At 67.8% G+C, this 25,384-nt stretch carries 22 protein-coding genes; 17 read left to right on the top strand and 5 right to left on the bottom strand.

The features are described from left to right. Positions 1 to 80 precede the first annotated feature (80 nt). On the top strand, positions 81 to 1,214 hold the full coding sequence (locus tag CMC5_RS35145) for an SUMF1/EgtB/PvdO family nonheme iron enzyme (protein ID WP_050434496.1): 1,134 nt from the start codon (positions 81 to 83) through the stop codon (positions 1,212 to 1,214). Between the two features lie 144 nt (positions 1,215 to 1,358). Beyond that, positions 1,359 to 3,458, top strand: coding sequence for a S9 family peptidase (locus tag CMC5_RS35140; RefSeq protein ID WP_050434495.1), 2,100 nt, complete (start codon positions 1,359 to 1,361; stop codon positions 3,456 to 3,458). 215 nt (positions 3,459 to 3,673) lie between these two features. On the opposite strand, the gene CMC5_RS35135 is transcribed toward CMC5_RS35140, so the two are convergent. Further along, positions 3,674 to 3,973, bottom strand: coding sequence for a hypothetical protein (locus tag CMC5_RS35135; RefSeq protein WP_050434494.1), 300 nt, complete (start codon positions 3,971 to 3,973; stop codon positions 3,674 to 3,676). Positions 3,974 to 5,341: 1,368 nt separating this feature from the next. On the opposite strand from CMC5_RS35135, the gene CMC5_RS35130 reads away from it, so the two are divergent. The 6 genes from CMC5_RS35130 to CMC5_RS35105 all read left to right on the top strand — a co-directional run bounded on the left by CMC5_RS35130 (position 5,342) and on the right by CMC5_RS35105 (position 9,951). Beyond that, on the top strand, positions 5,342 to 6,445 hold the full coding sequence (locus CMC5_RS35130; RefSeq protein WP_156339095.1) for a DUF2169 family type VI secretion system accessory protein: 1,104 nt from the start codon (positions 5,342 to 5,344) through the stop codon (positions 6,443 to 6,445). Between the two features lie 2 nt (positions 6,446 to 6,447). Further along, positions 6,448 to 6,792: a PAAR-like domain-containing protein gene (locus CMC5_RS35125; protein ID WP_050434492.1), complete on the top strand. Its 345-nt coding sequence runs from the start codon at positions 6,448 to 6,450 to the stop codon at positions 6,790 to 6,792. 19 nt (positions 6,793 to 6,811) lie between these two features. Further along, positions 6,812 to 7,387 (top strand): hypothetical protein, encoded by a 576-nt coding sequence (locus CMC5_RS35120; RefSeq protein WP_050434491.1) that lies wholly within the window; start codon positions 6,812 to 6,814, stop codon positions 7,385 to 7,387. A gap of 291 nt (positions 7,388 to 7,678) precedes the next feature. Next, entirely contained in the window at positions 7,679 to 8,398 is a 720-nt protein-coding gene (locus tag CMC5_RS35115) for a molybdopterin-dependent oxidoreductase (protein WP_050434490.1), read from the top strand. Beyond that, on the top strand, positions 8,391 to 9,173 hold the full coding sequence (locus CMC5_RS35110) for a PepSY-associated TM helix domain-containing protein (protein WP_156339094.1): 783 nt from the start codon (positions 8,391 to 8,393) through the stop codon (positions 9,171 to 9,173). Before CMC5_RS35115 ends, CMC5_RS35110 begins: the two co-directional genes overlap by 8 nt. Before the next feature lie 475 nt (positions 9,174 to 9,648). Beyond that, complete coding sequence (locus CMC5_RS35105) at positions 9,649 to 9,951, top strand: hypothetical protein (protein WP_050434489.1); 303 nt, start codon at positions 9,649 to 9,651, stop codon at positions 9,949 to 9,951. Between the two features lie 167 nt (positions 9,952 to 10,118). Here CMC5_RS35105 and CMC5_RS35100 read toward each other — a convergent pair whose 3' ends face one another. Continuing rightward, positions 10,119 to 10,487, bottom strand: coding sequence for a response regulator (locus CMC5_RS35100; RefSeq protein ID WP_063796711.1), 369 nt, complete (start codon positions 10,485 to 10,487; stop codon positions 10,119 to 10,121). Positions 10,488 to 10,573: 86 nt separating this feature from the next. Between CMC5_RS35100 and CMC5_RS48775 the strand changes: the two genes are divergently transcribed. Beyond that, positions 10,574 to 10,708: a hypothetical protein gene (locus tag CMC5_RS48775; protein ID WP_281180764.1), complete on the top strand. Its 135-nt coding sequence runs from the start codon at positions 10,574 to 10,576 to the stop codon at positions 10,706 to 10,708. A 10-nt stretch (positions 10,709 to 10,718) separates the two neighbouring features. On the opposite strand, the gene CMC5_RS35095 is transcribed toward CMC5_RS48775, so the two are convergent. Continuing rightward, positions 10,719 to 12,623: an adenylate/guanylate cyclase domain-containing protein gene (locus CMC5_RS35095; RefSeq protein WP_050434487.1), complete on the bottom strand. Its 1,905-nt coding sequence runs from the start codon at positions 12,621 to 12,623 to the stop codon at positions 10,719 to 10,721. Between the two features lie 3 nt (positions 12,624 to 12,626). Beyond that, positions 12,627 to 13,457, bottom strand: a complete 831-nt coding sequence (locus CMC5_RS35090) for a TerC family protein (protein WP_245678007.1) — start codon at positions 13,455 to 13,457, stop codon at positions 12,627 to 12,629. A 125-nt stretch (positions 13,458 to 13,582) separates the two neighbouring features. On the opposite strand from CMC5_RS35090, the gene CMC5_RS35085 reads away from it, so the two are divergent. Genes CMC5_RS35085 through CMC5_RS35050 form a run of 8 tightly spaced genes read left to right on the top strand, consistent with a single transcriptional unit; the run spans position 13,583 to position 23,954 of the window. Then, complete coding sequence (locus CMC5_RS35085; protein ID WP_050434485.1) at positions 13,583 to 15,070, top strand: CoA-acylating methylmalonate-semialdehyde dehydrogenase; 1,488 nt, start codon at positions 13,583 to 13,585, stop codon at positions 15,068 to 15,070. Between the two features lies 1 nt (position 15,071). Beyond that, positions 15,072 to 15,944 carry a nitrilase-related carbon-nitrogen hydrolase gene (locus CMC5_RS35080; protein WP_050434484.1) on the top strand — a complete coding sequence of 291 codons (873 nt, stop codon included), beginning with the start codon at positions 15,072 to 15,074 and terminating at the stop codon, positions 15,942 to 15,944. A gap of 26 nt (positions 15,945 to 15,970) precedes the next feature. Beyond that, complete coding sequence (hydA, locus tag CMC5_RS35075) at positions 15,971 to 17,374, top strand: dihydropyrimidinase (RefSeq protein WP_050434483.1); 1,404 nt, start codon at positions 15,971 to 15,973, stop codon at positions 17,372 to 17,374. Between the two features lie 38 nt (positions 17,375 to 17,412). Beyond that, positions 17,413 to 18,834: an FAD-dependent oxidoreductase gene (locus tag CMC5_RS35070; protein WP_082363071.1), complete on the top strand. Its 1,422-nt coding sequence runs from the start codon at positions 17,413 to 17,415 to the stop codon at positions 18,832 to 18,834. A 3-nt stretch (positions 18,835 to 18,837) separates the two neighbouring features. After that, positions 18,838 to 20,241 carry an NAD-dependent dihydropyrimidine dehydrogenase subunit PreA gene (gene preA / locus CMC5_RS35065; protein WP_050434482.1) on the top strand — a complete coding sequence of 468 codons (1,404 nt, stop codon included), beginning with the start codon at positions 18,838 to 18,840 and terminating at the stop codon, positions 20,239 to 20,241. A gap of 37 nt (positions 20,242 to 20,278) precedes the next feature. Beyond that, positions 20,279 to 21,763, top strand: a complete 1,485-nt coding sequence (locus CMC5_RS35060) for an NCS1 family nucleobase:cation symporter-1 (protein WP_050436314.1) — start codon at positions 20,279 to 20,281, stop codon at positions 21,761 to 21,763. Positions 21,764 to 21,815: 52 nt separating this feature from the next. After that, positions 21,816 to 23,258 (top strand): sigma-54-dependent Fis family transcriptional regulator, encoded by a 1,443-nt coding sequence (locus tag CMC5_RS35055; protein ID WP_050434481.1) that lies wholly within the window; start codon positions 21,816 to 21,818, stop codon positions 23,256 to 23,258. Positions 23,259 to 23,261: 3 nt separating this feature from the next. Continuing rightward, positions 23,262 to 23,954 (top strand): hypothetical protein, encoded by a 693-nt coding sequence (locus CMC5_RS35050; protein ID WP_156339093.1) that lies wholly within the window; start codon positions 23,262 to 23,264, stop codon positions 23,952 to 23,954. Between the two features lie 15 nt (positions 23,955 to 23,969). Here CMC5_RS35050 and CMC5_RS35045 read toward each other — a convergent pair whose 3' ends face one another. After that, the gene (locus CMC5_RS35045) at positions 23,970 to 25,376 is read right to left on the bottom strand and encodes a tetratricopeptide repeat protein (RefSeq protein WP_156339092.1); all 1,407 of its coding nucleotides are present in this window, start codon (positions 25,374 to 25,376) and stop codon (positions 23,970 to 23,972) included. Positions 25,377 to 25,384: the final 8 nt, after the last annotated feature.

The raw sequence follows: 25,384 nt of genomic DNA, 5'->3' as shown, positions 1-25,384 counted from the left end.
CCGACCCCGGCTCACCCCCGGCTCACGGCTCTCCCCCTGGTTGACAGCCACGCCCCCCTCTGCCATCCCGGCCCGGCCTTATGCGCCTCCCGCTGCTCGCCCTCGTCCTCGCCCCCACGCTGACCCTCGCCTGCTCCGGCGCTGCGCCCGAGCCCGTGAACAACCCGCCTCCCTCGGCGAAGCCGACCCCGCCCGTGGCCATGGCCACCCCGCCGGGCACCGCGAGCACCCCGGCGCCCCTGGCGTCGACCGACCCCACCGCGGCGCCCACGGCGCCCACCGCGAGCACCCCCGCCACCCCGCCCGAGCCCGAAGGCCCGAGCGCGTGTCCCGCGAACATGAAGCTCGTCGAGGGCGAGTACTGCACCGAGGTCGAGCACACCTGCAAGCAGAGCTGGTTCGACAAGTCGAACAAGAAGACCGTCTGCGAAGAGTTCGAGCCGAAGGCCCGCTGCGTCGGCCAGAAGGTGAAGAAGCGCTACTGCATCGACACCTACGAATGGCCCAACGTGAAGGGCGAGCGCCCCGAGGTGATGAACCGCTTCCACCAGGCCCAGATGAAGTGCGCCGCCGTCGGCAAGCGCATGTGCAGCGAGTCCGAGTGGACCTTCGCCTGCGAAGGCCCCGAGATGAAGCCGTTCCCCTACGGCTACGTGCGCGACGCCAAGAAGTGCAACGGCGACCACCCCTGGGACGGCCCCAACATGAAGGCCGTAGCCAAGCGCGACCCCAAGGAACTGGCGCGGCTCTGGCGCGGCGTGCCCAGCGGCACCCAGCCCGAGTGCATCAGCGACTTCGGCGTCGCCGACCTCCCCGCGAACGCCGACGAGGTCGTCTCGACCGAGCAGCCGAAGAACAGCCGCCGCGGCGACTTCGACAGCGTGCACAGCGGAGGCCCCTGGTACAAGGGCGTCCGCAACCAGTGCCGCCCCAAGATCTACACGCACGATGAAGACTTTTATTACTACTTCCTGAGCTTCCGCTGCTGCGGCGAGGCCGACGGCAAGCCCACCGATCCGCGCACGCAGCGGCAGATCGAGGAAGGGTGGACGCTGCAGAAGGTGGAGCGGCGCGCCGGCTTCACGCTGAACGCGATCCAGGAGAAGCTCGAGCTGAAGAAGCAGGGCAAGTGCGACTGCTCCGAGAGGGACATCCTCTGCAAGACGATGTGCGGCACGCTCCTCGGCCCTGGCGCAGTGGACGCGACGCACTGAAGCGCTGACGGAAGAACTTCACGCGAGCCGACGCCTTCGTGGTTCACATCGGCGTCGGGCGGTGACCACCTCCCACTGCGGGCATTGCGGGTCGACCGCCGGCACAAAGCCGGCTAAGACCGCCCGCGAAGAAAGGGAGGAATCATGCGAACGCTTCGTTCCCTCACGACGGTTCTCGGTTTCACGCTTCTCACGGCTTGCGGCGGTGCACCCACGGTGGAGCCCAGCGCGGCGGAGCCCCCCCCGGGTACCCCCGTGGCCACCACGGCCCCGCCGGCCGCCGCCCCGATGAAGGCGCCCCGCGCCGACGCCAAGCTCATCCCGCGGAGCGTCCTCTTCGGCAACCCCGAGCGCGCCGCGCCGCGCGTCAGCCACGACGGCAAGCACCTCGCGTTCCTCGCGCCCGACCAGGGCGTGCTCAACGTGTGGGTCGCACCCATCGGGGATCTCGCCGCGGCCAAGGTGGTCACCAAGGACCGCAAGCGCGGCATCCGCATGTTCTTCTGGCCCTACGACAGCCAGTACCTCGCCTACCAGCAAGACAAGGACGGCGACGAGAACTTCCGCGTGTACGCCGTCGATCTCAAGTCCGGCGAGACCAAGGACATCACCCCGTACGATGGCGTGCGCGCGCAGATCGTCGGCCTGAGCGACCGGATCCCCGGCGAGCTCCTCGTGGCCCTGAACGATCGCGACAAGCGCTACCACGACATCTACCGCGTGAACCTGAAGAGCGGTGATCGCAAGCTCGTCTACCAGAACGATCAGTTCGCGGAGATCGAGTGCGACGACGACTTCAAGCCCCGCCTCGCGATGAAGAAGAATGCCGCCGGCGGCAGCGAGTTCTTCGACCTGACCGGGAAGGAGCCGAAACCGTTCGTGACCGTCGCTCACGAGGACGACCTGACCACCGGCGTGCTCGGCTACGACCGCGCGGGCAAGATCCTGTACTTCCTCGACAGCCGCGACCGCGACACGGCTGCCCTCGTGACCCTCGACGCGAAGGGCAAGGCGACCGTCATCGCGCAGGACCCGAAGTCCGACGTGCAAGGCGTGACCCGGCACCCGAAGACGGGGAAGGTGCAGGCCGTGGTGTCGAACCGCGAGCGGCGCACGTGGCACGTCGTGGACAAGGCCATCCAGGCCGAACTCGACGCGCTGAAGGCCGTCACCGAAGGCGACTTCGACATCATCAGCCGCACGCTCGACGACAGCAAGTGGACGGTGGCGTTCACGCAGTCCAACGGCCCGGTCCGCTACTACCTCTACGACCGCGTGAAGAAGAAGGCCGACTTCCTCTTCACGAACCAGAAGGCGCTGGAGTCCATCAAGCTCGCGACGATGACCCCGGTGGTCATCAAGGCCCGCGACGGCCTGGAGCTGGTCAGCTACCTGTCGCTCCCCCCCGACGCCGACCCCGACGCCGACGGCAAGCCCACGCAGACCCTGCCCCTCGTGCTCCTCGTGCACGGCGGCCCCTGGGCGCGCGACTCCTGGGGCCTGAACCCGATGCACCAGTGGCTCACGAACCGCGGCTACGCCGTGCTGAGCGTGAACTACCGGGGCTCGACCGGCTTCGGGAAGAAGTTCGTCAACGCGGGCGACAAGGAGTGGGCCGCGAAGATGCACGACGACCTGCTCGACGCCGTGAAGTGGGCCGTCGACGGCAAGATCACGACCGAGAAAGAGGTCGCGATCATGGGCGGCAGCTACGGGGGCTACGCGACCCTCGTGGGCCTGACCTACACCCCCGACACCTTCGCCTGCGGCGTGGACATCGTGGGCCCGTCCAACCTGGTGACGCTGCTCGAGTCGATCCCGCCCTACTGGGTGCCCATCCAGGAGCAGTTCGCGAAGCGGGTCGGTGACCTGCGGACGCCCGACGGGAAAGAGCTGTTGCTCAGCCGGTCGCCGCTCCTCAAGGCCGACGCGATCAAGAAGCCGCTCCTCATCGGGCAAGGCGCGAACGACCCGCGCGTGAAGCAGGCGGAGAGCGACCAGATCGTGAAGGCCATGCAGGACAAGAAGCTGCCCGTGACCTACGTCCTCTACCCGGACGAGGGCCACGGCTTCGCCCGGCCCGAGAACCGGCTGTCGTTCAACGCCGTGGCAGAGACCTTCCTGGCGCAGTGCCTGGGCGGGCCGTACCAGCCCATCGGCGAGGACTTCAAGGGCTCGTCCATCCAGGTGCCCGAGGGCGCCAGCGTGGTGTACGGGCTGAGCGAGGCGCTCCCGAAGAAGTGACGTGAGGGGCTGACCTCACGCAGCAGGGGGGGCAGGCAGGCGCCGTGGTCGAAAGGTCACGGCGCCTGCGCATTCCTGCTGCGGACCTGCTGCACATGGCGGATTGAACAGCCATCTCGCTGTCCGGACGCCGCTCTCGACCCTTCCGCCCCATGAAGCAGGCTCGGCATGCATGCCGGGACCGTGACAGGGCTTCTCACGAGCCCTGCGGACGCTCAGTCTTCTTCGAAGCGGTCGTCATGACCGTGACCGGCGAGAAGGCTTTGAAGTGACTTCAAGAAGTCATTGCGATCGTTTCGGGTGGCGGAATGGAAGACGACCCGGAGTACGGGGCGGAAGTACACGTCGAGGTCTTCCGGCCACCGGTCTCGCGCAGGCTGACGGACCAGACGCAAAGCGATTCCCGTCTCGGTGCTCGACAGGACCTCGTACCGCGGGTCGAGGCTCAGCGCGCGCTGCACCGAGGCAATGCAAGCATCATCGGGCTTTGCTGCGGACACGTACTCGTACCCCATGGCGAATCCGATCTGGAGCGATGCTCGTCGACGTCAGAGAGAACCCGGGGACTCTCGGCGTTGCTGGGGAGGTTTGCGCGCCGAGCCCGATGTCTGTGGGGACAGGGACCTCGACAGGGCGTGGGGCATGCCGAGACCCATGGCTCGGGACGAGCCTCGCTTCGGAACGAGCCGAGGAGACGGCGAGGTGACACGTGAACTCCCTGCGGTGGGTGATGGGGGGTGGGACAGGCGAGGGCGTCGCAGGATTCCGGTCGTCCGAGGGAAGGGGTTGGTTCTTTTGACACTGGAACCCTGACTTGCAGAGGGAGCCAGGCGGCCATGAGTACGGTGATGTGGGATGGGCTCGTGGCCGAGGGCGAGGTGTGGACGGTGGCGCTTCGTAACCATGCGGAATCGCAGCAAGTGAGCACAGGTGGAGGTCTCGTGAGGACACGAAAGATCTTCACGTGGACATGAAGGGTCCTTCGTGAGGACGCGAAGGGTCTTTCGTGAAGTCAGGAACGAGCTTCATGAGGACACGAAGGATCGCTCGTGAGGTCATGAAGGGTCCTTCGTGAGGTCAGGAAAGAGCTTCATGAGGACACGAAGGATCGCTCGTGAGGTCATGAAGGGTCCTTCGTGAGGTCAGGAAAGAGCTTCATGAGGACACGAAGGATCGCTCGTGAGGTCATGGGGGGTCCTGCGTGAGGTCAGGAACGAGCTTCGTGAGGTCATGAAGGGTCCTTCGTGAGGACACGAAAGATCTTCGTGAGGACATGAAAGATCTTCGTGCGACGATAAGTCGCTTCGTGAAGTCGTGAAGGAGCTTCATGAGGACACGAAAGATCTTCGTGCGACGTGAAGTCGCTTTGCGAGGATGTGAAAGATCTTCGTGAGGACATGAAAGATCTTCATGCGACGCGAAGTCGCTTCGTGAAGTCGTGAAGGAGCTTCATGAGGACACGAAAGATTTTCGTGCGACGTGAACTCGCTTCGTGAAGTCGTGAAGGAGCTTCATGAGGACATGAAAGATCTTCGTGCGACGCGAAGTCGCTTCGTGAAGTCGTGAAGGAGCTTCATGAGGACACGAAAGATCTTCGTGCGACGCGAAGTCGCTTCGTGAAGTCGTGAAGGGAGTTTGCGAAGTCACGAGGCGAATTCGTGCGGACACAGACGTCTTCCGGCACTTCGCCGCAGCGCGTTGCCCGATCTCAGCAGCGCGTTGCCTGCGCTCAATGGAAAGCGTCGCGTCTCGACCTGTTTCCAGAGGCGGATGGTGGGCCCTCATGGCGGGGTTGACACGGACCTGCGAAGGGAGCGAAATCATGCTCTTCGGGAGCGACCACGTCGGGGTGGAAGCCTGCGCATCGACCGCAAGTGAACGCCATGAGCCCCTTTCTCATCCCCGAGCCGCGCCTCCGGAGCGTGACCAACCAGACCCCGTTCGCGCTGTTCCAGTGCGACAAGATGGCGCCTGGGCGCCGCTTCTTCGACACGGTGGTGCTCAAGGGGACGTTCGCGCTCGCTCCGGGTGAGCTGGAGCTGGCCGAGCAGCAGCGGCCCATCGCGCTGGCGGATGAGCCCTGGGATCTCACCAACGCGGAGCGATCGAGCCTGAAGCACGCGGGGGAGGTGCTGCTCACCAAGCCCAGCACCGACGTGATCGTCACGGGGACGGCGCGGTCCCCCGGCGGCGAGCCGCGGAAGGCGTGGGACTGCGCAGTCGAGGTCCGGCGAGGCGGGGAGACCACGCTCGTGGGTCGTGCGCAGGCGCTCGGGCCACGCTGCTGGCGCCACACCGGCGCGAAAGGCTGGGTGCTGACGGAGCCGGAGCCCACCCTGGAGGTGCCGATTCGCTACGAGCTGGCCTACGGCGGCGCCTACGTCCTTCCGCCCGAGGAGGGCGCGCCGGCCGAACCCACGTGGGTCGTCCACCGCCCGAACCCGAGCGGCACCGGCTTCTTCGATGAGCGCGCCCTGGACACGGCGCGTGCGTACCCCGCCCCGCAGTGGCAACTGCGGGCGCACCCGGTGACGTCCCCGAACGGCGAGGTGCCCCTTGCCGGATTCGGCCCCGTGGCGCGCCCCTGGGCGTCGCGTCTCCACCACGCGGGCACCTACGACGAGGCGTGGATCAAGAAGACGCGCGAGGAGGTGGCGCAGGGCATGCCCTCCGACTACGCCGCGGACTTCGACCCGCGCTTCTTCCAGTGCGCCCACCCCGACTTGATCGCGCCAAGCTACCTCGAAGGCGACGAGGAGATCGTCCTCACCGGCCTGATGCCTGGCGCGGAGCCCTTCACGTTCCAGCTCCCTGCGGTCCGTGTCCTCGCCGCCCTGATCGACGGCCAGGGAAGCCGTCCGCCGTGGGGGCTTCCCCTCGACACCGTACATCTCGATCTCGACGCCGGGACGGTGACCCTGTGCTGGCGGCTCACGCTCGATCAGGCGCTGGGTGTCCGAGCCGCGCTGTTCATCGCTGGGAGGTAGCCATGGCCGAGAAACACGTCGCTGACGCCGAGTCCACCTGGAAGGTCTGCAACATCAGCCCCGACATGTGCATCGTCAACGGCCAGGTCGTGCCGTTCGAGATCTACCAGGAGCTGCCGCCCGAGAAGTCGAACTACGCGAAGAAGGTGAATGCCAGAGGCTGCAAGGTGCTCCACGTCGACAGCATCATCCAGGGGGTGATCGGCAATGCGGGCAAGGGCGTGTCGTCGGGCGTCTCCCAGGGGAGCGGTGACACCATCGTCCTCGAAGGCGCCAGGCGCGTCCGCGTCGAGGGCAAGCTCGCCGCGAGGCACCTGGATCTGTGCGACATGAACGTCAAATCGTGAGAAGCCGGAGGGTCGCCTGGTGCTCGACAAGCTGTCTCCGGACCCGCTCGCGGCGAAAACCGAGGCGCAGAAAACAGCCGCCGAGGGCTACGTCCAGCTCGCGGAACTCGAGAAGCAACGTAGCGCCGAGGCTCAAGTCGCGGCCAACGGGACCAAGGGTCGGCTGATCACCGAGCACAAGGGGCCGAACACGGATCCCACCCCTGGAGCCGATTACAAGGGCAAGAGCCCCGATGATTTGAAGAAGGCGTTCGGTGAAACGCACGCCCACTCCATTCGCCAGTGGGAAGCTGGCCAGGGCGTGGTGGGGCCGACGGGATCGGAGGGGAACTGGTTTTACGGTGGCTTCAACAAGCCCAGCAACTCGGCGTACGAGCTGAATCAGAAGTTCGGATACCAGCACGACATGCAGGCAACGGACGCCGAACTTCAGGCCAAGACGCCGGAAGAGAAGAAGGCGTATGCAAGTGCCAATCGCGATTCGGCGATCGAGGGCTTCTGGGTACTCAAGAGGACCGGAGACCTCAACAAGGCAATGAAGAGAACCAAGGAAATCTTCGACAAGGCAGGCTTCCCCGTCCGCGAAAGCTATTGATCGCGGATTGTCGTTGCTGACGCGGGGATGGGACGGTCGAAGCGCGTTTTGACCCATTGGTCGAGACTCATGAATGGTTCATATCGGGCCATCACCCGATGCTTCCTCATGACGCCCGAACTCATTGTGCATCGCTGCGGCAGAGACCGCATTGGGGCGTCGTGTCCTGTAGTGGCGTCGGCTCGGCGGGTCGGGCAGCTCATGGCCTTCTCCTGGCGATGGGGGGCCTTTCCGGAGGCCCTGGCGCAGGAAGGAGAGGGCGCCGGGACGTCGGCGGCGTAAACTGCGCGGATGGACTCCTTCAAGCAGTATGCCCCCTCCGAGGTGGCCCGTATCGAGGAGCGGCGGCGGTTTCTCAAGGCGGCTGCGGCGGGCAGCGTGATGGTCGCCTTCGGAGGAGCGACGTTCGTGGTGGCGGCGGCGGATGATCCGCGGGGCAAGACCACGCGGCCGGATGGGCGCCCGCGGTTGCCGCCCGGGCAGCGGATCATCGACGCGCTCAAGCCGATGGGTGGCGATCCCGGGGACCCGAGTCCGGCGGGGTTCAAGCTGCACGTGCACGGCGAGGTGGAGAACCCGTTCGTCGTCGACTTTGCGCAGCTCCTCGCGATGCCGCAGACCGACCTCACCTGCGACGTCCACTGCGTCACGACGTGGTCGATGCTCGACAGCACGTGGCGCGGGGTCCAGGTGGCGCACCTGGCGAAGCTGGCGCGGGTGAAGAGCACGGCGCGCTACGTGATCTTCGAGGCGGCGCACGGGTACACGGCGAACGTGCGGCTCGCGGAGGGGACGGCGCCGAACGTGCTGGTGGCGCATCAGCACGGGGGCAAGCCGCTCAGCCGGCCGCACGGGCCGCCGGCGCGGGCGCTGGTGCCGGATCTGTACTTCTGGAAGAGCGCGAAGTGGCTGACGGGGATCCGCTTCTCGACGCGGGATCAGCCGGGGTACTGGGAGACGCGCGGCTACCACAACCACGCGGACCCGTGGAAGGAGGAGCGGCATGGCTGACGCGCCCGGCGAGGCGAAGGAGGCCACGGCCGAGGGCGGGGGACGAGGAGAGAAGGGGCGAGACGAGCCGGGTCAAGGCGGGCCAGGGCGAGGCGGAGCGGGACAGGGCGAGGGGGAGGCGGGACGAGGCGAGTCAGGACGACGCGGGCTGGGACGAGGCGAGGCGGGACGAGGCGAGTCCGAGCGGGACAAGGGCGGGGGGGCTGCGCGGAAGCGGAAGTTCTCGTGGCGGGCGCTGGTGCGGGTGGTCCACGCGGACCTGGGGCACTTCGCGGTCGGGCTGACGTTCGTCTATGCGCTGAGTGGGCTCGCGGTGAACCACATCGCGGACTGGGATCCGAACTTCCAGAACCACGAGGCGGTGCACGAGCTGGGGGGGCCGCTGGCCGGGGAAGACGAGGCGGTGGCGCGCGGGGTGCTCGAGCGGCTGGCGATCCAGGAGGCGCCCCAGGAGGTGTACCGCGCGGCGGAGGATCAGCTCGAGGTGGTGCTGGCGAGAAAGACGCTGCACGTCACGCCGTCGAGTGGTCGGGTGGTGGAGGAGGGGCAAGAGCCTCGGCTGCTGCTGCGGGCGGCGAACTGGCTGCACCTGAACCGAGGGAAGAAGGCCTGGACCTACGTGGCCGATACGTTCGCGGTGGGGCTGCTCGTGCTCGCCGTGAGTGGCGTGTTGATGTTGCCGGGTCGTCGCGGCTTGCTGGGTCGTGGTGGGATCTGGCTGGTGATCGGGGTGCTCGTGCCCGTGCTCTACGTGCACTTCTCCGGCGGTCCCTAGCTTCTGGCGCCGCGCCTGCGCCGCTCCTCACGCGACAGGCCAGCTCGGTCCGCCCTGCTGAAACAGGCCCTTGGCTGACGTTCGCGTCCGTCGTGGTTCGGGTCCGAGCACCTCTCTGGCGTATGCCGAGCACGCCTTCGACGGTGCCCGGGGAACTTCTCCTGTGCCCCTTGACCGATCGCTGGCGCGGGCTCGGTGAAGTTCAGGAAGTCTGCCCAGGTCACTCTTTCCTCATGCGAAATCGGGGGCGCGTACGGTGCGCCCTGACGACTTCGACGTGCGACTACGGCCTTTCCCCGACGCTTTCAGCGCTTTCACGTAAGCCATATACAGCGCTGTTGGCTGCGGTTTTCGCGCTCCGCCGTGGGCGTCGATGCTAGGTTCCCTACCGTTGATGTCGGGTTTCGGAACTGTCTCGGCGCCTGGGGGCTGGCGCTCGAGAGGGGGCGTTCTGCGACATCACGAGGAGTGCATCATGGCCATCGAGACCGAGTTGATCCGCACCGTCTGCAAGGCAACCTTCGAGGACCGGGCGACGCAGCCGCGGGCCGAGCGTGACTGCCTGGAGCTCGACGTGCCCGGCGTGCAGCTCCGGGCCAAGGTCACGCCGGACATGCGCCTCGATCTGGAGGTCAGCGCGACCGAGTGGAGCAACGTTCAGGAGCGCGCGCTGTACGATGCGCTCGATCGCAGCAACTCGGTGGTGGCGGGGCTGCTCCTCTGGGAGTGGGCCGAGGTGCGCCGCACCTGCGCCGCGGCGGCCCGTCGCAGCGCCTGAGCCGTCGCGCTCGAACGCGAGAGAGGGCTGGCGCGTCTGAAGTGCGAAAGCGCGCGGACTGCTGGCCATCGCCTCACAACCTGCTTCCAGAAAACATTACCTGCTCGATGCTGCGTCCTGGGGTCAGGGCGCGTCGGCATCGGCTTGCCCAGCGCGCGGGACGTCGGTCAGGCGGCTCTGGAGGCGCGGCCGGTGCGCATGGCTTCGAGGCTCTCGATGAGCTGGTCGAGGTCGAAGGGCTTGTTGATGAGCGCCGCCACGAGGGGGTGCCGCGCGTCGACGCAGAAGCTCGGGTCGGAGAGGGCCGTCACCAGCACGATGGGCATCGTGCGGCCGTCGTGAATGAGTTCTTCCATGAACTGCCGGCCATCCATGGTGGGCATCACGCAGTCCAGGAGCAGCACGTCCACCCGCATCCCCGTGCGGAGCTGCTCCAGGGCGAGCAGGGGGTCCGTGAATGCGGCGACCTGGTACCCCTCGGTCAGGAGGACGTCGCGTAGGGTCTCCACGATGGCGTCGTCGTCGTCGACGAGCATCACGGTCCACGCCTCGCTTCTCTTTCCAGGACTGTCGCTGCTCTCTCCGCGCACGCCTACCTCGTGGAGCATGGGGGAGGGCCGGGATGATGCGCCCTCCTCGTGACCTCGGCGGCCGCCGCGAGCGCGGCAAGGCCGTCGCTATCTTCCTCGTGGACGCCCTCGCCGTCCTTGCTGTGGCGCCGGCGCAGGTGAATGTCCAGGCCTTCTGCGCCGTGTAGGGCAGAAAGACTACCGCGTTTCCTGATTGGATCTCCTGCGCCGCACGCGGGCCATGGGCAGGGACTGATCGACTCCTTTGAGGGGTACGAGGAATGCCTCCTTCGTCCAGTCGCTGGACAGCAGTCCTGCATCGTCCGCGCGTTCGGCGAGGGGGGCGCCGACGACGAGTTCGCCGCTCGCGGCCTGGGCTTGCATGCGGGCGGCGATGTTCACCGTCTGACCGAAATAGTCGAGCATGCCATTGGCGGTGATTGCATAGACGGTCCCCGTGTGAAGGCCGAGTTTGATGTGCGTCCTTGCGGCCTCGGGGCTGCTGGTGCGAAATGCGTCGAAAGCCTGGAGGACGCTCAAGGAGGCCTTCAGGCCTTCGAGTTCATCGATGAACGTGGCCATCACGGCGTCGCCGATCGTCTTCACGACCGAGCCACCATGCTGCGCGAGAATGGGCAGGACGAGATCGAAATGGTCCTGCACGAGCTTGAAGGCGGCAGCGTCTCCCAGGGACGAATAGAGCAGCGTGGAGTCGGTGAGGTCGCTGAAAAAGAGAGTCACCCGGGAGACGCGGAGGGCGACCCCTGGGCGGAGCATGTCGCGTGAGAAATCGCGGCGGAACTCGGGAATGGCGGTGACGATCCGTGCCGAGGCGCCTTGCTCGGGGAAGGTCAGTCGTTCCAGCTTTGCGTGAAGCTCCAGAGGCTGTCGGTTGTCGAGGAGAATCATGCCCCGAGGCGCGATGCGCACGGGGCCTGCTGCTGCCGGAGACGCCGCGTCCACCCGGACTTCGTTCCCACCGTCGGGGGTGATGTCGACGGGCACGGACGCGCCACCTCGTACGAAGAGGCGGTGCGGCGCCGAGGAAACGTTCTCCAGCGCGGGGACGTGCAGGCGTCCGAGGCCCTCGGGAGGGAGGATGGTCTGCGAGAGGACGTGCGGGGTGCGGGCGGGGCCGCCGATGCAATACGCGCCCATGTCCACGCGACGGACGGCGGGCGCTGGCGAGAACGTCGCTTCCACGGCCTCGTCGAGATCGACGGCGAGCTCCAGGTCGCAGAGCTGGCAGTGGCCATGATCCTGGAGGTCGGCGAGCGTCGGCACGGTGGAGGCGGGGAGGCGGCAGCTCGGGCAGAGGATCTCCCAGCGAAGCTCCAGCAGACCTGCCCGCACCGCCTGCAAGCACGCCCGCAGGACATCCGAGCGGTCGAGATGCCATGCGTCGGCGAGGGCGAAGGGGCGGATGCGGCTGACGGTCACGTCGTCGGCCTCGCGCACGAAGGTGGTCAGCCGCTCGGCGACGTCGGGGTGGGTGGCGCGCAGCGCGCTGGTGGTCCGCGCGAGGGCTTCGAGGTCGAGCGTGGCGCCGTGGGACGATGGGTGAGGTGGAGCGGCGCCTGCCTTGCTGTGCGGGATCGGAGGGGGCGTCTGCGAGGCGATGCCAGGAGTGCTGCCGTTCACCGCGGCGTCGTCCAGGTGGGCGTCCAGGCGCAGGATCTCGCTGGTGATGCGCCCGGTGACGTGCCAGGCCTGGAGGCGCAGGAGGGGGGCGAGCAGGGGGACGCGCGAGGTGACCATGACCCGGAGGGTGAGCGTGGTGCCCGTGGCGGTCGGATCGAGCTGGAAGTGGGTCTCGATGCTGGAGGCTGGACCTTCACGGAAGCGTCGCAGGACGCGGAACATCCGTGGATGGATCCACTCGAAGGGGCGCTCCTCGAACGCGACGTGAAAGACGCCGATGCGCGTGATGGCGCGGTACCGCGCGGCGGTGGGGCCCGAGATGGCCTCCAGCGTGAGCGACGCGAGGCCTGCCGCGCGGTTGAGTCGCTCGGTGTCGGTGACGAGGGGCCAGAGGCGCTCGGGCGGGTGGCGGCACGCGACGCGCCGCTCGACCACGACGACGCCGCGCCCGCCCTCCGTCACGGGTCAGCCCTCTCCGGTGGCCGGTCGCGCTTCGACGCCGGGGATCTTCTCGTAGCGGTTGTGGAGCTGCACGGGGGTCTGCTGGCGCAGCTTCAGGCGCATGTTGACGAGCTCCACGGCGAGCGAGAAGGCCATGGCGAAGTACACGTAGCCCTTGCTGACGTGCTGCCCCGTCCCGTCGGCGATGAGCACCACGCCGATGAGAATGAGGAAGCTCAATGCCAGGATCTTCATGCTGGGGTGGCGGTTGATGAACGTGCCGATGCGGCCGGCGAAGATCAGCATCACGGCGACGGCAATGACCATGGCGATGACCATGATCGAGATCGCCTGGGCCATCCCGATGGCGGTGATCACCGAATCGAGAGAGAAGACGATGTCGAGGAGCATGATCTGAACGATCACGGAGGGGAGTGAGCTGCGCTTCTTCGTGTCGCTTTCGCTCTCCTCTTCCTGGGCGACCTCCAGCTTGTCGAAGATCTCGTGGGTGGCCTTGCCCACCAGGAAGAGGCCTCCGAACAGGAGGATCAGGTCACGACCGGAGAAGGCGTGGCCGAACACGGTGAAGAGGGTCGCCTTGAGGCCCATGACCCAGGAGATGGTGAGCAAGAGAAGCAGGCGCATGCCCAGCGCCAGGAGCAGGCCGACGCGCCGCGCAAACGGCTGCTGCCGCTTGGGGAGGCGCTCGACCATGATCGAAAGGAAGACGATGTTGTCGATACCCAGGACGATCTCGAGAGCGCTCAGGGTAGCGAGGGTGATCCAGCCATCAGCGTGGAGGAGCGGACTGAAGTCCATAAAGTGAGCCATTTGTAGCACGCCGCGGCGCGGCATTCCTCTGGCTCGCGAAGGGGCGGATCGACCCGGGGCGGGCGAGCCTTGACGGAGAGGGGCGAACCCAGGTAGCGCTTGATGCTTGGCGCTGGCTACGGGCGGGTAAGCTGAGATGCGCAGACCCAATGACGGAGCCAGGGGCGTTCGTGCGGAGGGTGATCGTGACACGAGTACTTGAAAATTACATCGGTGGGGCGTGGGTCCGTTCCTCGGGGTCGACGCTTCTCGACGTGAAGAATCCGGCGACGGGCGAGGTGCTGGCGCAGGTGCCTCTGTCGACGGCGGGCGATGTCGATGCCGCAGTGAAGGCGGCGCGGGCTGCATTCCCGGGCTGGCGTGCGACGCCGGCGGTGGCGCGGGCGCGCTATCTGTTCAAGCTGCGAGAGCTGCTCGACGCGCACCGGGAAGAGATTGCGGCGATCTGTACCTCGGAGCACGGAAAGACGCTGTCCGAGTCACGCAATGACTTCGGCCGTGGCATCGAGAACGTGGAGCATGCGGCCGGAATCCCGTCGTTGTTGATGGGGCAGAGCCTGGAAGATGTGGCGCACGGCATCGATTGCCAGGCCATCCGTCAACCGCTCGGTGTGTTCGCGGCGGTGACGCCCTTCAACTTCCCGCCGATGGTGCCGCTCTGGTTCCTCCCGTACGCGATTGCGACGGGCAACACCTTCGTCCTCAAGCCTTCGGAGCAGGTGCCGCTCACGCAGCGGCGGATCTTCGAGTTGATTCACACGCTCGATCTGCCGGCCGGTGTGCTGAATCTGGTGAACGGTGGCAAGGACGTGGTGAACGGCCTGTCCACGCACCCCGACGTCGCGGGCATCTCTTTCGTGGGTTCGTCGTCGGTGGCGCACCACGTGTACAAGACGGGGGCGGAGCACGGGAAGCGCGTGCAGGCGCTCGGTGGCGCGAAGAACTTCATCATCGTCCTGCCGGACGCGGATCGCGAGCGGGCCATCGCCAATGTGGCCGAGTCGATCTACGGGTGTTCCGGGCAGCGCTGCCTGGCCGGCAGCATCGTGGTGGGCGTGGGCGAGGCGTACGAGTGGGTGCGCGAGGCCCTGCACGCGGCCGCGAAGAACATCGTGCTCGGTGACGGGTCGAAACCCGGGGTCACGATGGGGCCAGTGGTCTCGGCCGCCGCGAAGGATCGCATCCTTTCCATGATCGAGAAGGGCCTCCAGGAAGGGGCCAAGCTCACGCTCGACGGCCGTGGAGCGACGGTGGAGGGTTGCCCGGGCGGCAACTGGCTCGGGCCGAGCATCTTCGAGGAGGTGACGCCGGACATGACCATTGCGACCGAAGAGATCTTCGGGCCGGTGGCGTGCTTGATGCGTGCAGCGAACCTCGACGAGGCCATCGCGCTGGCGAACCGCAGCCGTTATGGCAATGCGGCGTCGGTCTACACGACGAGCGGCAAGGCGGCCCGCCAGTTCCACAATCAGATCGAGGCGGGCATGGTGGGTGTGAACATCGGCGTGGCGGCGCCCATGGCGTTCTTCCCGTTCGGCGGGCAAAAGGCCAGCCTCTACGGCGACCTCAAGGCGCACGGATCTGCGGGCGTCGACTTCTATACCGAGCGAAAGATCGTCATCACGAGGTGGTTCTGACATGGCAAGGAAGGTCATCGGCGGGCAGATTCAGTGTTCGAATCCGATCAATGACCCGAGCGCGTCGGTCGCGACCGTGCGCGAGGCGATGATCGAGAAGCACGTGCCCCTCATCGAGGAGGCGGGGAAGAAGGGCGTCCAGATCCTCTCCCTCCAGGAGATCTTCTACGGCCCGTATTTCTGCCCGTCCCAGGATTCGCGATGGTGCGACATCGCGGAGACCGTGCCCGGGCCGACCATCGAGCGGATGGCGGAGTACGCGAAGAAGTACCAGATGGCGATGATCGTCCCCGTCTACGAGCGGGAGATGGCGGGTGTTTATTACAACACCGCGGCCGTGATCGATGCCGATGGCACCTATCTCGGCAAGTACCGGAAGAACCACATCCCCCAGACCTCGGGCTTCTGGGAGAAGTACTATTTCAAGCCGGGCAATCTCGGGTATCCGACGTTCCAGACCCGCTATGCGCGCGTCGGCGTGTACATCTGCTACGATCGCCATTTCCCCGAGGGGGCGCGCCTTCTCGGCCTGAATGGGGCAGAGATCGTGTTCAATCCCTCGGCCACGGTGGCGGGGCTCTCGCAGTACCTGTGGAAGCTGGAGCAGCCGGCGCACGCGGTGGCGAATGGGTATTACATTGCCGCGTCGAACCGCGTCGGCACGGAAGGGCCCTGGAACATCGGCAAGTTCTACGGGACGAGCTACTTCTGTGATCCCCGGGGCAATTTCCTCGCCGTCGGGAGCGAGGACAACGACGAGCTGGTCGTGGCCGAGATGGACCTCGACCTCATCGAGGAGGTGCGGCGAACGTGGCAGTTCTACCGTGATCGCCGCCCCGAGACCTACGAGAACATGGTCAAGCTGCTCCCCTGACCGAGACGGCCGCCTGGAGAACCGAAATGGGCATTCTGATCAAGAACGGCGAGATCATCACGGCCAGCGACCGTTTCGTGGCCGACGTCTATTGCGAGGAAGGCCGTATTTCGGCGGTCGCTCCAGGGCTCGAGAAGCAACGCGCCGACGATACCGTCATCGACGCCTCGGGGCAGATCATCCTGCCCGGGGGCGTCGATGCGCACGTACACATGGAGCTTCCGTTCATGGGAACGGAGAGCTCCGATGATTTCGAGACGGGGACCGCGGCGGGTGTGGCCGGCGGGACGACGACGATCATCGATTTCGTGATTCCCTCCCGCGGGCAGCACCTGCTCGACGGGTATGCGATGTGGATGGAGAAGGCGAAGAAGTCGGTCTCCGATTACGCCTTCCACATGGCGGTGACCTGGTTCAGTGACCGCACGCTCACGGAGATGGAGACGTGCGTGCGGGACCACGGCATCACGTCCTTCAAGACCTTCATGGCGTACCGGGGCGCAATCGGGATCGAGGACCCCGAGCTGATCCAGGTCATGGAAAAGTCGGCGACCCTCGGCTCGCTGGTCACCGTGCATGCCGAGCACGGCGACGCGGTGGTGGCCTTGCAGAAGAAGTTCCTGCGCGAGGGGAAGACCGAGCCGAAGTACCACGCGATGAGCCGGCCGGCGCCCGTGGAGGGCGAGGCGACGGCGCGCGCGATCATGCTGGCGCGCATGATGGGCAACCCGGTCTACATCGTCCACGTCACCTGCAAGGAGGCGGTGGATGCGATCGTGGAGGCGAGAACGCGCGGGCAGGTGGTGATGGCGGAGACGTGTCCCCAGTACCTGCTCCTCGACGACTCGGTGTACGAGAAGCCCGATTTCGAGGGCGCGGCGTACGTCATGAGCCCGCCCATCCGACCGAAGGGGCACCAGGACGCGCTGTGGGCGGCGGTGGCCGCGGGGCACATCCAGACGGTGGCCACCGACCATTGCCCGTTCAATCAGGTGGGGCAGAAGGACATGGGGAAGGACAACTTCGCCCGGATCCCCAATGGCGCGGCCGGCATCGAGAATCGCCTGGGCCTTCTGTGGACGGCGGGCGTGGTCGAGGGGCGCTTCGACGTGCACAAGTTCGTGGACCTGTTCGCCACCCAGCCGGCGAAGATCTTCGGGCTCTACCCGCGGAAGGGCGCCGTCGTGCCAGGGGCCGACGCGGACATCGTGGTGTTCGATCCCCACGCGACCGACGTGATCAGCGCGAAGACGCACCACCACCGCTGTGACCGGAGCATCTTCGAGGGCTTCCAGGTCAAGGGCAAGCCGAGCCATGTCATCGTGAACGGCCGCGTGCAGTTCAAGGAAGGCAAGCTCGACGTGCAGCGCGGGGCCGGGCGTTACCTCCCCCGTCAGATTCATACCTTCCCCAAGCCGGTGCAGAGCTGATGGCGCAGTCCGGTGACGGTAGAGTCCTCGAGTTTTCCATGAGTCATGCGTCCGATGCCACGAAGGGAGCCGGGAACGGCGAGCCGGAGAGCGCGAAGCGGGCCTTCGATTCGCTGAGCGGAGCGCTTTCCCCGGGGCGGGTCGAGGAGCAGTACGAGGACAAGCACCCGCGGTACACCGAGGGCGAAGCGATTGCAGAGGCCAATCGCTGCCTCTACTGCGTGGACGCGCCCTGCATCAGCGCGTGCCCCACGGCGATCGACATTCCCACCTTCATTCACAAGATCTCGACGGGCAACGTGCGGGGCGCGGCGCGCACCATTCTCACGGCGAACCTGCTCGGGCAATCGTGCAGCCAGGTCTGCCCGGTGGAGGTGCTGTGCGCCGGTTCCTGCGTGTACAACGCGTGGGAGCGCGAGCCGATCAAGATCGGGCGCTTGCAGCGCTACGCGGTGGAGACGGCGCTGGAGAAGAACCCGGCGCTGTTCCCGAAGAAGGCGCCCACGGGCAAGCGGGTCGCGTGCATCGGCGCGGGGCCGGCGTCGCTGGCGGTGGCGGGCTGGCTGGCGCTCGAGGGGCACCAGGCGGTGATCTTCGAGAAGAAGCCGCTCCCTGGCGGGCTGAACACGCTGGGCGTGGCGCCGTACAAGATGAAGGCGGACGAGTCGCTCCGCGAGATCGACTGGCTGCTGTCGCTCGGGGACGTGGAGCTGCGCTCCGGGGTCTCGGTGGTGGCCGAGCCGAAGGAAGCCGGGGAGGTCGCGGCGGCGAGCCTGCTGAAGGAGTACGACGCGGTGTTCCTCGGGCTCGGCCTCGGGGATGACTCGAAGCTGAACATCCCTGGCGAAGCCGGCGACGGCGTCGTGGGTGCGGTGGCCTTCGTGGAGCGGCTCAAGGTCGACCCCGCCTTGGCGGTGGAAGGCGTGCGCCGGGCTGCGGTCATCGGCGGCGGGAACACGGCGCTCGACGTGGCGCACGAGCTGGCGTTGCTCGGGATCGACGTCGCGCTGGTGTACCGGCGCAGCCGGGCGGAGATGACGGGCTACGCCCACGAGCTGGACGGGGCGCGCGTCGACGGGGCGCGGCTCATCGAGAACCGAGCGCCGGTCGAGGTGCTGCGGGAGGGGGAGCGCGTGGTCGGTCTGCGCCTCGCCCGCACCGAAGGGGGGCGTCCGGTGGCCGGGGGCGAAGAGGTGCTGCCGGTCGATCTGGTGGCCGTGTCCATCGGGCAGAGCCGGGTCACCCAGCTCGCGCTGGCGTTCGAGGGGGTCGAGCTCGATGGCAAAGGGCGCCTGGTGGTCGACAAGGCCACGGGTCGCACCGGGAATCCGAGGGTCTGGAGCGGGGGGGACTGCGTGAACGGCGGGGATCTGGTGGTCACCGCGGTCGCCGACGGAAAGCGCGCTGCCCAATCGATCCACGCTCTGCTCGTCGACGCCAAGGCGTCGGTGGGAGGCTGAACCATGGCCGATCTGTCGATCAATTTCGCGGGCATCAAGAGCCCCAACCCCTTCTGGCTCGCCTCGGCGCCACCGGCCAACACCGGGGACCAGGTGATGCGCGCCTTCGACGTGGGCTGGGGAGGGGCCGTGTGGAAGACGCTCGGCAACCCGATCGTCAACGTCTCCAGCCGCTTCTGGGCCAACGACTACGGCGGCATGCGGATGATGGGGCTCAACAACATCGAGCTGATCACCGACCGCCCGCTGGAGGTGAACCTCCGCGAGATGCGCGAGGTGAAGCGCCGCTACCCCAAGCACACGGTCATCGCGTCGCTGATGGTCGACACCAAGGAGGAGTGGCGGGAGATCATCCAGAAGGTCGAGGACGTCGGCGTGGACGGGCTGGAGCTGAACTTCGGCTGCCCGCACGGCATGTGCGAGCGCGGCATGGGCTCCGCGGTCGGCGCCGAGCCCAAGGTGCTCCAGGAGATCGCGGGCTGGGCGGTGGAGTTCGCGAAGACGCCGGTGATCATCAAGCTCACCCCGAACGTGGGCGACATCGTGGAGCCCGGAGAGGCCGTGGCACGCTCGGGCGCCCACGCGATCTCGCTGATCAACACGGTGAAGTCGATCATGGCGGTGGACCTGGATCGCATGGTGCCGCTGCCGCGCGTGGGGAACGCCTCCACGAACGGCGGCTACTGCGGCCCGGCGGTGAAGCCGATCGCGCTGCACATGCTCGGAGAGCTGACCCGGAACCCGCTGGTGAACCGGCTGCCGATCTCCGGCATCGGCGGTATCTCGAACTGGCGTGACGCGGCGGAGTTCATCGCCCTCGGGGCGACCAGCGTGCAGGTGTGCACCGCGGTGATGCACTACGGCTACCGGATCGTGGAGGACATGCTGGAAGGCCTCAGCGACTTCCTCGACGAGAAGGGGATGAAGTCGGTGGAGGAGCTGCGAGGCCGCGCCGTGCAGAGCTACGCGCACTGGGGCGATCTCGATCTTCGCTACCAGGTGCTCGCCGACATCGATCCCGCGAAATGCATCGGCTGCCAGCTCTGCTACGCCGCGTGCATGGACGGGGCGCACCAGTGCATCCACCTGCCAGGGCGCACCGAGGAGGAGTCGCGCAAGGCCGGGCACACCCATATCCCCAGCCACATTCCTGATCGGCTGGCGCTGGGGAAAGGCGCTCCCGCGGGCGCGCGCGTGCCCTTCGTGGACGAGGTGGAGTGCATCGGGTGCAACCTCTGCACGCTCGTGTGCCCGGTCTCCGGCTGCATCACGATGAAAGAGGTGCCGACCGACAAGCCCGCCGAGACGTGGAACGATCGCGTCAAGCGCGGCGACGACGTGGTCCCTGGTGGGCTCGACGCCACGGCTGCAGCCCGCGCGAGCCGCGCCGTCCGCGATCCTGCCTGAGAACGCCTCCCTGAGAAGAACGCCTCCCCGAGGACCCATGTCACTCTCCAACGAGGACCTCGCCCCCACGCCCGCGTCGCAGCGGACGTGGACGATGTGGCATTACGCTGCGCTCTGGGTGGGGATGGCGGTCTGCATCCCGACCTACACGATGGCGTCGGGGCTCATCGATCAAGGGATGAGCTGGAAGGAGGCGATCGCCTGCGTCGCCCTCGGCAACGTCATCGTTCTCGTGCCCATGATCCTGAACGCGCACCCGGGGACGCGCTACGGCGTGCCGTTCCCGGTGCTCGCGCGCGCGTCGTTCGGGGTGCTGGGGGCCAACGTGCCCGCCCTCCTGCGCGCGCTGGTGGCGTGCGGCTGGTTCGGGATCCAGACGTGGATCGGGGGGCAGGCGCTCTGGAAGCTGCTGGTCATCGTCGCACCCGGCGTGGAGGCGCCGTTCTCGTCGGAGGCCTTCAAGGCGGCGATCGGGATCCAGCCAGGAGAGCTGCTGGGGTTCGCCGTCTTCTGGGCGATCACCCTGCACTTCATCCTGAAGGGGACGGAGTCGATCAAGTTCCTGGAGAGCTGGGCGGCGCCATTCCTCGTGGTGATGGGGCTCATCCTGCTGGGCTGGGCCTACACCCGCGCCGGGGGCTTCGGCCCGATGCTGGCGCAGCCGTCGAAGCTCGACGGGAATTTCTGGCAGGTGTTCGGCCCCGGTCTCACGGCGATGGTGGGCTTCTGGGCGACGCTCTCGCTGAACATCCCCGACTTCACGCGCTACGCGAAGAGCCAGCGGGACCAGGCGCTCGGTCAGGCCATCGGGCTGCCAGCGACGATGGTGCTGTTCTCGTTCATCGGCGTGGCGGTCACCTCGGCGACGCCGATCCTCTTCGGGGAGACCATCTGGGATCCGGTGAAGCTGCTCGGCAGGATCGGGGGCGCGCTGGTGCTCACGGTGTCGATGGTGGGCCTCGCGGTGGCGACGCTGTCGACGAACCTCGCCGCGAACGTGGTGTCGCCCGCGAACGACTTCTCGAACGTGGCGCCGGCGAAGATCTCGTACCGGATGGGCGGCATCATCACGGCCGTGATCGGCGCGCTGATCATGCCCTGGAAGCTCATCGAGTCGTCCCAGGGGTACATCTTCGTGTGGCTGGTGGGCTACTCGGCGCTGCTGGGGCCCATCGGCGGGATCATGATCGTCGACTACTTCCTGGTGCGGCAGAAGCACCTGGACGTGGACGAGCTCTACCGCCGCGGGGGCGCCTACGAGTACACGAAGGGGGTGAACTGGAAGGCGATGGGAGCGATGGCGGTCGCGGTCGCGCTGAACCTGCCAGGGTTCCTCGCGGAGGCGGTCCCCGCGTGGAAGGATGCCGTCCCCCCGGTGTTCAAGACGCTCTACACGTACGCGTGGTTCGTGGGGGTGCTCGTGGCCGGGACGATCTATTACGCCTGGATGGGCCGCTCGGTGCCCCGCCCCGCGAAGGCCGAGGTGAGCGCGGGTGATGCCACCGACGGGCCGGCTGCCTGAGCGCGAGGGGCTCTGCCTACCCAAGGCCGGGTGGCTTTGATAGGGTCCGGCCATGGGTCGGAGGCTGTCCGCCAGCGCCGGGGAGCTAGAGCTCGTCGTGGCTGCAGGGACGGAGCTGACGGTGCATCCGTTGCCTGCATCGGGTCGCGTGACCCTCGGTCGCGGCGCGGACTGTGACCTTCGCATCGACGACGCGTCGGTCTCGCGGCGCCACGCCGTGCTCGATCTCGGGCCGCCGCTGAGGATCGAGGATCTGGCCAGCGCCAACGGGACGGTGGTGCGCAAGGGGCGGGAGTCCGCCGAGCGCGCCGAGACGAACGAGCTGCGTCCCCGGAGCGGTGCGGTCTTCGAGCTGACGCTCGGGGACCGGATCCTGCTGGGGACCATCGTGGCCGTGGTGCGGCGGCGAGGGGCTGCCGGGAGAGGGGGTCAGGTCGACCCGCTCGAGCGCGCGGCGCCAGTGGCCCAGGACCCGGCGATGAAGCGGCTCTACGAGGACGCTGGGCGCGCCGCGCAGGGGACGATCAGCGTGCTGCTCCTCGGGGAGACGGGGGTCGGCAAGGAGGTGCTCGCCCGGGAGATTCACCGGCGCTCGCCGCGCGCGAAGGGGCCCTTCGTGGTCATCGACTGCGCAGGGCTGGCCGGGTCGGTGCTCGAAGGCGAGCTGTTCGGGCACGAGCGTGGCGCCTTCACGGGGGCCACCGAGGCGCGAGCGGGGCTGTTCGAGCTGGCCGAGGGAGGGACGGCCTTTCTGGACGAGATCGGGGAGCTCCCTGCACCCCTCCAGATGAAGCTCTTGCGCGTGCTGGAGGAGCGCACGGTGATGCGGGTGGGGGGAAGGGCGCCGCGCCGGGTGGACGTGCGGTTCGTGGGGGCGACCAACCGGGATCTAGCCGTGGAGGTGGAGGCGGGCACGTTCCGGCGGGACCTGTACTACCGGGTGAGCGGGATGGCGCTCGAGATCCCGCCGCTGCGCGCGCGCCCGGCCGATCTGCCCGAGCTCTGCGCGCGCTTCGTGGAGGAGGCCTGCATGAAGCTCGACAGGCCCCCGCTCCGGCTCTCCGAGCAGGCGCAGGCCCGCCTCGCCACGCACCGCTGGCCAGGGAACGTGCGCGAGCTGCGGAACGCGATGGAACATGCGGTGCTCCTGTGCAGCGGTGAGGTGATCGAGGTGCCCCACCTCCCGCCAGCGGTGCGGCTCGGCGGGGCAGCAGAGCGTGCAGAGCGTGCAGAGGGGGAGAAGGCCGAGGAGGTCGAGGGGTCGGGGATGCATCCCTCGAAGGGCGCTCCGGTCAATCCCCCGTCGGGGGCTTCGGTGCAGGAGCTGCGTGCGGCGCTCGATGCGATGGAGCGGCAGCGGATCATCGATGCTCTCGACCGCTGCGGGGGAAACCAGACGCGGGCCGCCGAGGAGCTGGGGATCTCCAGGCGCACCCTGGTGAGTCGCCTGGGAGAGTACGGCCTGCCCAGGCCGCGCAAGCGAGGAGCGGAGTAGGCCATGGCAGGGCGCCGAGGAGGGCGTTGTGCGGTCGTGCTGTTCGCGGCGCTGCTGGGGGCGTGCGGGGTGGAGTCCTCGGTCGACGAGCGCAGGGCGGGTGAGGTGAGCCGCGCCCCGGTCCCGGTGGCGCCCCTCGCGCGGGCGGAGGATGGCGAGGAGCCCGAGGACTTCTGCGGGTACTGCGATCCGCTCCCGGGGTGCGCCTTGCTGGCCTGCTCGTGCGGATCAATCTGCGTCATGCCGGCCTGCGTCCGTGGTCCGCAGGGCGCCTGCGAGGTGTGCCCGACACCGCGGTGCTTGCCGTCGCCGCCCTACTGCAGGCGTCATCTCGACTGTCCGCTGGGGTACTGCGCGAGCGGGGCCTGCGTCTGCGAGCAGGACACCGACTGCGGTGACAACCCGGGCGTGTTCTGTAGCGGTGGGCTCTGCGCCGTGCAGCGCTGCGAGAGCCGGGCGGACTGCTGCGATGAGTCGGGCGTGTGCCTCGCCTGCTCGGAGCAAGGCACCTGCACGACGCCCGCCGTGTCGAGCCCTGAGCCGGTCCTGTCGTGCGCGGCAAGCGGAGGTCGAGGCGTCCCAGGAGAGGGGGGGGACAGGGGAGGGCTGCTCGTCCTGGGGCTCTCGCTCGCGGCCTGGCAGCGCCGGCGGCGCTGGCGGCGAGCCCACGGCGAGGGGTCACGGTGGGCTGCGTAGGGCCATGAAGACGGCTCAGAAGGTGGCGGCGACGGCGAGCTGGGGCGTCCAGAGCAGGAAAGCGCCGTAGGCGGGCTCCCTGCTGAGCGCGTTCGAGTCGGGCATGCAGGCGAGGCGCTCGACGCTGTTGACGCCTGGCCCGGGGCAGGTCGCGTCCACCCCCACCCTGCGACCGCTGAACCGGGGTCCCTGCGAGGGGAGGATGAGCGCCGCGATCGAGAGGGCGAGGCGCAGGCGTCCCCATGCGGCCTCCACCCCGATCTCGGGGCTGAGGAGCACCGGGGCCGAGCGGAGCACCTGGTCGCGATCCTCGACCACCAGGGGAGCCTCTTCGTCGAGGTTCGCGCTGCGCCCGATGCCACTCACACGGTCCGCGGACTGCGCGGAAGCGAGCATCGCGGTCATGCGCCCGAGCCCCGAGAGCCTCCACCCGATCGGGAGGCGGTAGCTCAGGCCTGCGCCCGCATAGGAGCCGCGCAGGAGCAGCTCGTGGTCGAGCGTGTACGTGGCCAGCACCGAGGCGGGCTGCTTGGGTCGAGGGATTGCGATCGTGCGCTGGAAGGTCGAGGACAGGTCGAGGTAGCCGGCGCTGATCTCGATGCCGAGGCCGAAGCTCGTCAGGTAACCGAGGCGCAGGCCGAGGTGGACGCCAGCGGCGCCAGGGCAGGCGACGCCAGCGCACGTCCGCTGGACGGCCACCTCGGCGTTGCTGCCGAGGCTGGGCCCGACGACGTACCCGCCGTGGGCTTGCAAGAACCAGCCTGGCATCGCATGCGCTGGTTCGCGTGGATCTCGGTGGGGGAGGGAGGTCTCCTGTTCGAGCGGTCCCAGCGAGGCCTCGATGAGCATGTCGACGTTCGGCTGGACGTCGGCGGTCGTCGTGAAGGAGCGGTAGCCTCTCTGCGAGACCCGGATGTTGCGCCACCCGGCGGAGAGCCTGAGGAAGCGCTTCAGCGGGAGGGTGCCACGCGGCCTGTCGTCGACGAAGACGGTGCCCTCGACGTTGGCGATGATGAAGACGCGGGCGGTGCGGGCGAGCAGCTCCCTCATGCGGGCCGTGAGCTGATCTCGGTCCGCGTCGCCGAGCTGGTCGCCGAACCCGTCGAGCAGGGACTCGTACATGTCGAGCGCCTCGTCGGGTCGGCCGAGGTTGTCCAGGCAGCTCGCGGCGTTGCGCGTGTTCTGGTACGAGGGGACCAGCTCGCGGGAGCGGAGGAAGTGTTCGAGAGCGCCTTGCTCGTCACCCGCCGTGAGCAGCGCGTTTCCGCGTCGGAAGAGGATCTTCGCCTGCTCCAGGCGCTCCGCGGGGGAGAGCTGGACGTCGGCTCGGGACGACGTCTGAGCGAGGGCGGCGCGCGGGGACGCCACCACGAGCAGGGCCAGGAGCGACGTGATGAGGTGCGCGGCGGAGCGCGGGCGCACGCTTCGCC

This window comes from Chondromyces crocatus (assembly GCF_001189295.1).
GTDB lineage: Bacteria > Myxococcota_A > Polyangia > Polyangiales > Polyangiaceae > Chondromyces > Chondromyces crocatus.
Note: the sequence above shows the minus strand (reverse complement) of the source record. Positions and strands in the feature narration are given on the sequence as shown.

Excerpts from the sequence above, each read along its gene's own strand:
- CMC5_RS35055 (WP_050434481.1), top strand. The coding sequence starts at position 21,816 with ATGGGTCGGAGGCTGTCCGCCAGCGCCGGGGAGCTAGAGCTCGTCGTG.
- CMC5_RS35085 (WP_050434485.1), top strand. The coding sequence starts at position 13,583 with ATGACGGAGCCAGGGGCGTTCGTGCGGAGGGTGATCGTGACACGAGTA.
- CMC5_RS35100 (WP_063796711.1), bottom strand. The coding sequence starts at position 10,487 with ATGCTCGTCGACGACGACGACGCCATCGTGGAGACCCTACGCGACGTC.
- CMC5_RS35135 (WP_050434494.1), bottom strand. The coding sequence starts at position 3,973 with ATGGGGTACGAGTACGTGTCCGCAGCAAAGCCCGATGATGCTTGCATT.
- CMC5_RS48775 (WP_281180764.1), top strand. The coding sequence starts at position 10,574 with ATGATGCGCCCTCCTCGTGACCTCGGCGGCCGCCGCGAGCGCGGCAAG.
- CMC5_RS35080 (WP_050434484.1), top strand. The coding sequence starts at position 15,072 with ATGGCAAGGAAGGTCATCGGCGGGCAGATTCAGTGTTCGAATCCGATC.
- CMC5_RS35140 (WP_050434495.1), top strand. The coding sequence starts at position 1,359 with ATGCGAACGCTTCGTTCCCTCACGACGGTTCTCGGTTTCACGCTTCTC.
- preA (WP_050434482.1), top strand. The coding sequence starts at position 18,838 with ATGGCCGATCTGTCGATCAATTTCGCGGGCATCAAGAGCCCCAACCCC.
- CMC5_RS35110 (WP_156339094.1), top strand. The coding sequence starts at position 8,391 with ATGGCTGACGCGCCCGGCGAGGCGAAGGAGGCCACGGCCGAGGGCGGG.
- CMC5_RS35130 (WP_156339095.1), top strand. The coding sequence starts at position 5,342 with ATGAGCCCCTTTCTCATCCCCGAGCCGCGCCTCCGGAGCGTGACCAAC.
- hydA (WP_050434483.1), top strand. The coding sequence starts at position 15,971 with ATGGGCATTCTGATCAAGAACGGCGAGATCATCACGGCCAGCGACCGT.
- CMC5_RS35145 (WP_050434496.1), top strand. The coding sequence starts at position 81 with ATGCGCCTCCCGCTGCTCGCCCTCGTCCTCGCCCCCACGCTGACCCTC.
- CMC5_RS35060 (WP_050436314.1), top strand. The coding sequence starts at position 20,279 with ATGTCACTCTCCAACGAGGACCTCGCCCCCACGCCCGCGTCGCAGCGG.
- CMC5_RS35070 (WP_082363071.1), top strand. The coding sequence starts at position 17,413 with ATGAGTCATGCGTCCGATGCCACGAAGGGAGCCGGGAACGGCGAGCCG.
- CMC5_RS35105 (WP_050434489.1), top strand. The coding sequence starts at position 9,649 with ATGGCCATCGAGACCGAGTTGATCCGCACCGTCTGCAAGGCAACCTTC.
- CMC5_RS35090 (WP_245678007.1), bottom strand. The coding sequence starts at position 13,457 with ATGCCGCGCCGCGGCGTGCTACAAATGGCTCACTTTATGGACTTCAGT.
- CMC5_RS35115 (WP_050434490.1), top strand. The coding sequence starts at position 7,679 with ATGGACTCCTTCAAGCAGTATGCCCCCTCCGAGGTGGCCCGTATCGAG.
- CMC5_RS35125 (WP_050434492.1), top strand. The coding sequence starts at position 6,448 with ATGGCCGAGAAACACGTCGCTGACGCCGAGTCCACCTGGAAGGTCTGC.
- CMC5_RS35050 (WP_156339093.1), top strand. The coding sequence starts at position 23,262 with ATGGCAGGGCGCCGAGGAGGGCGTTGTGCGGTCGTGCTGTTCGCGGCG.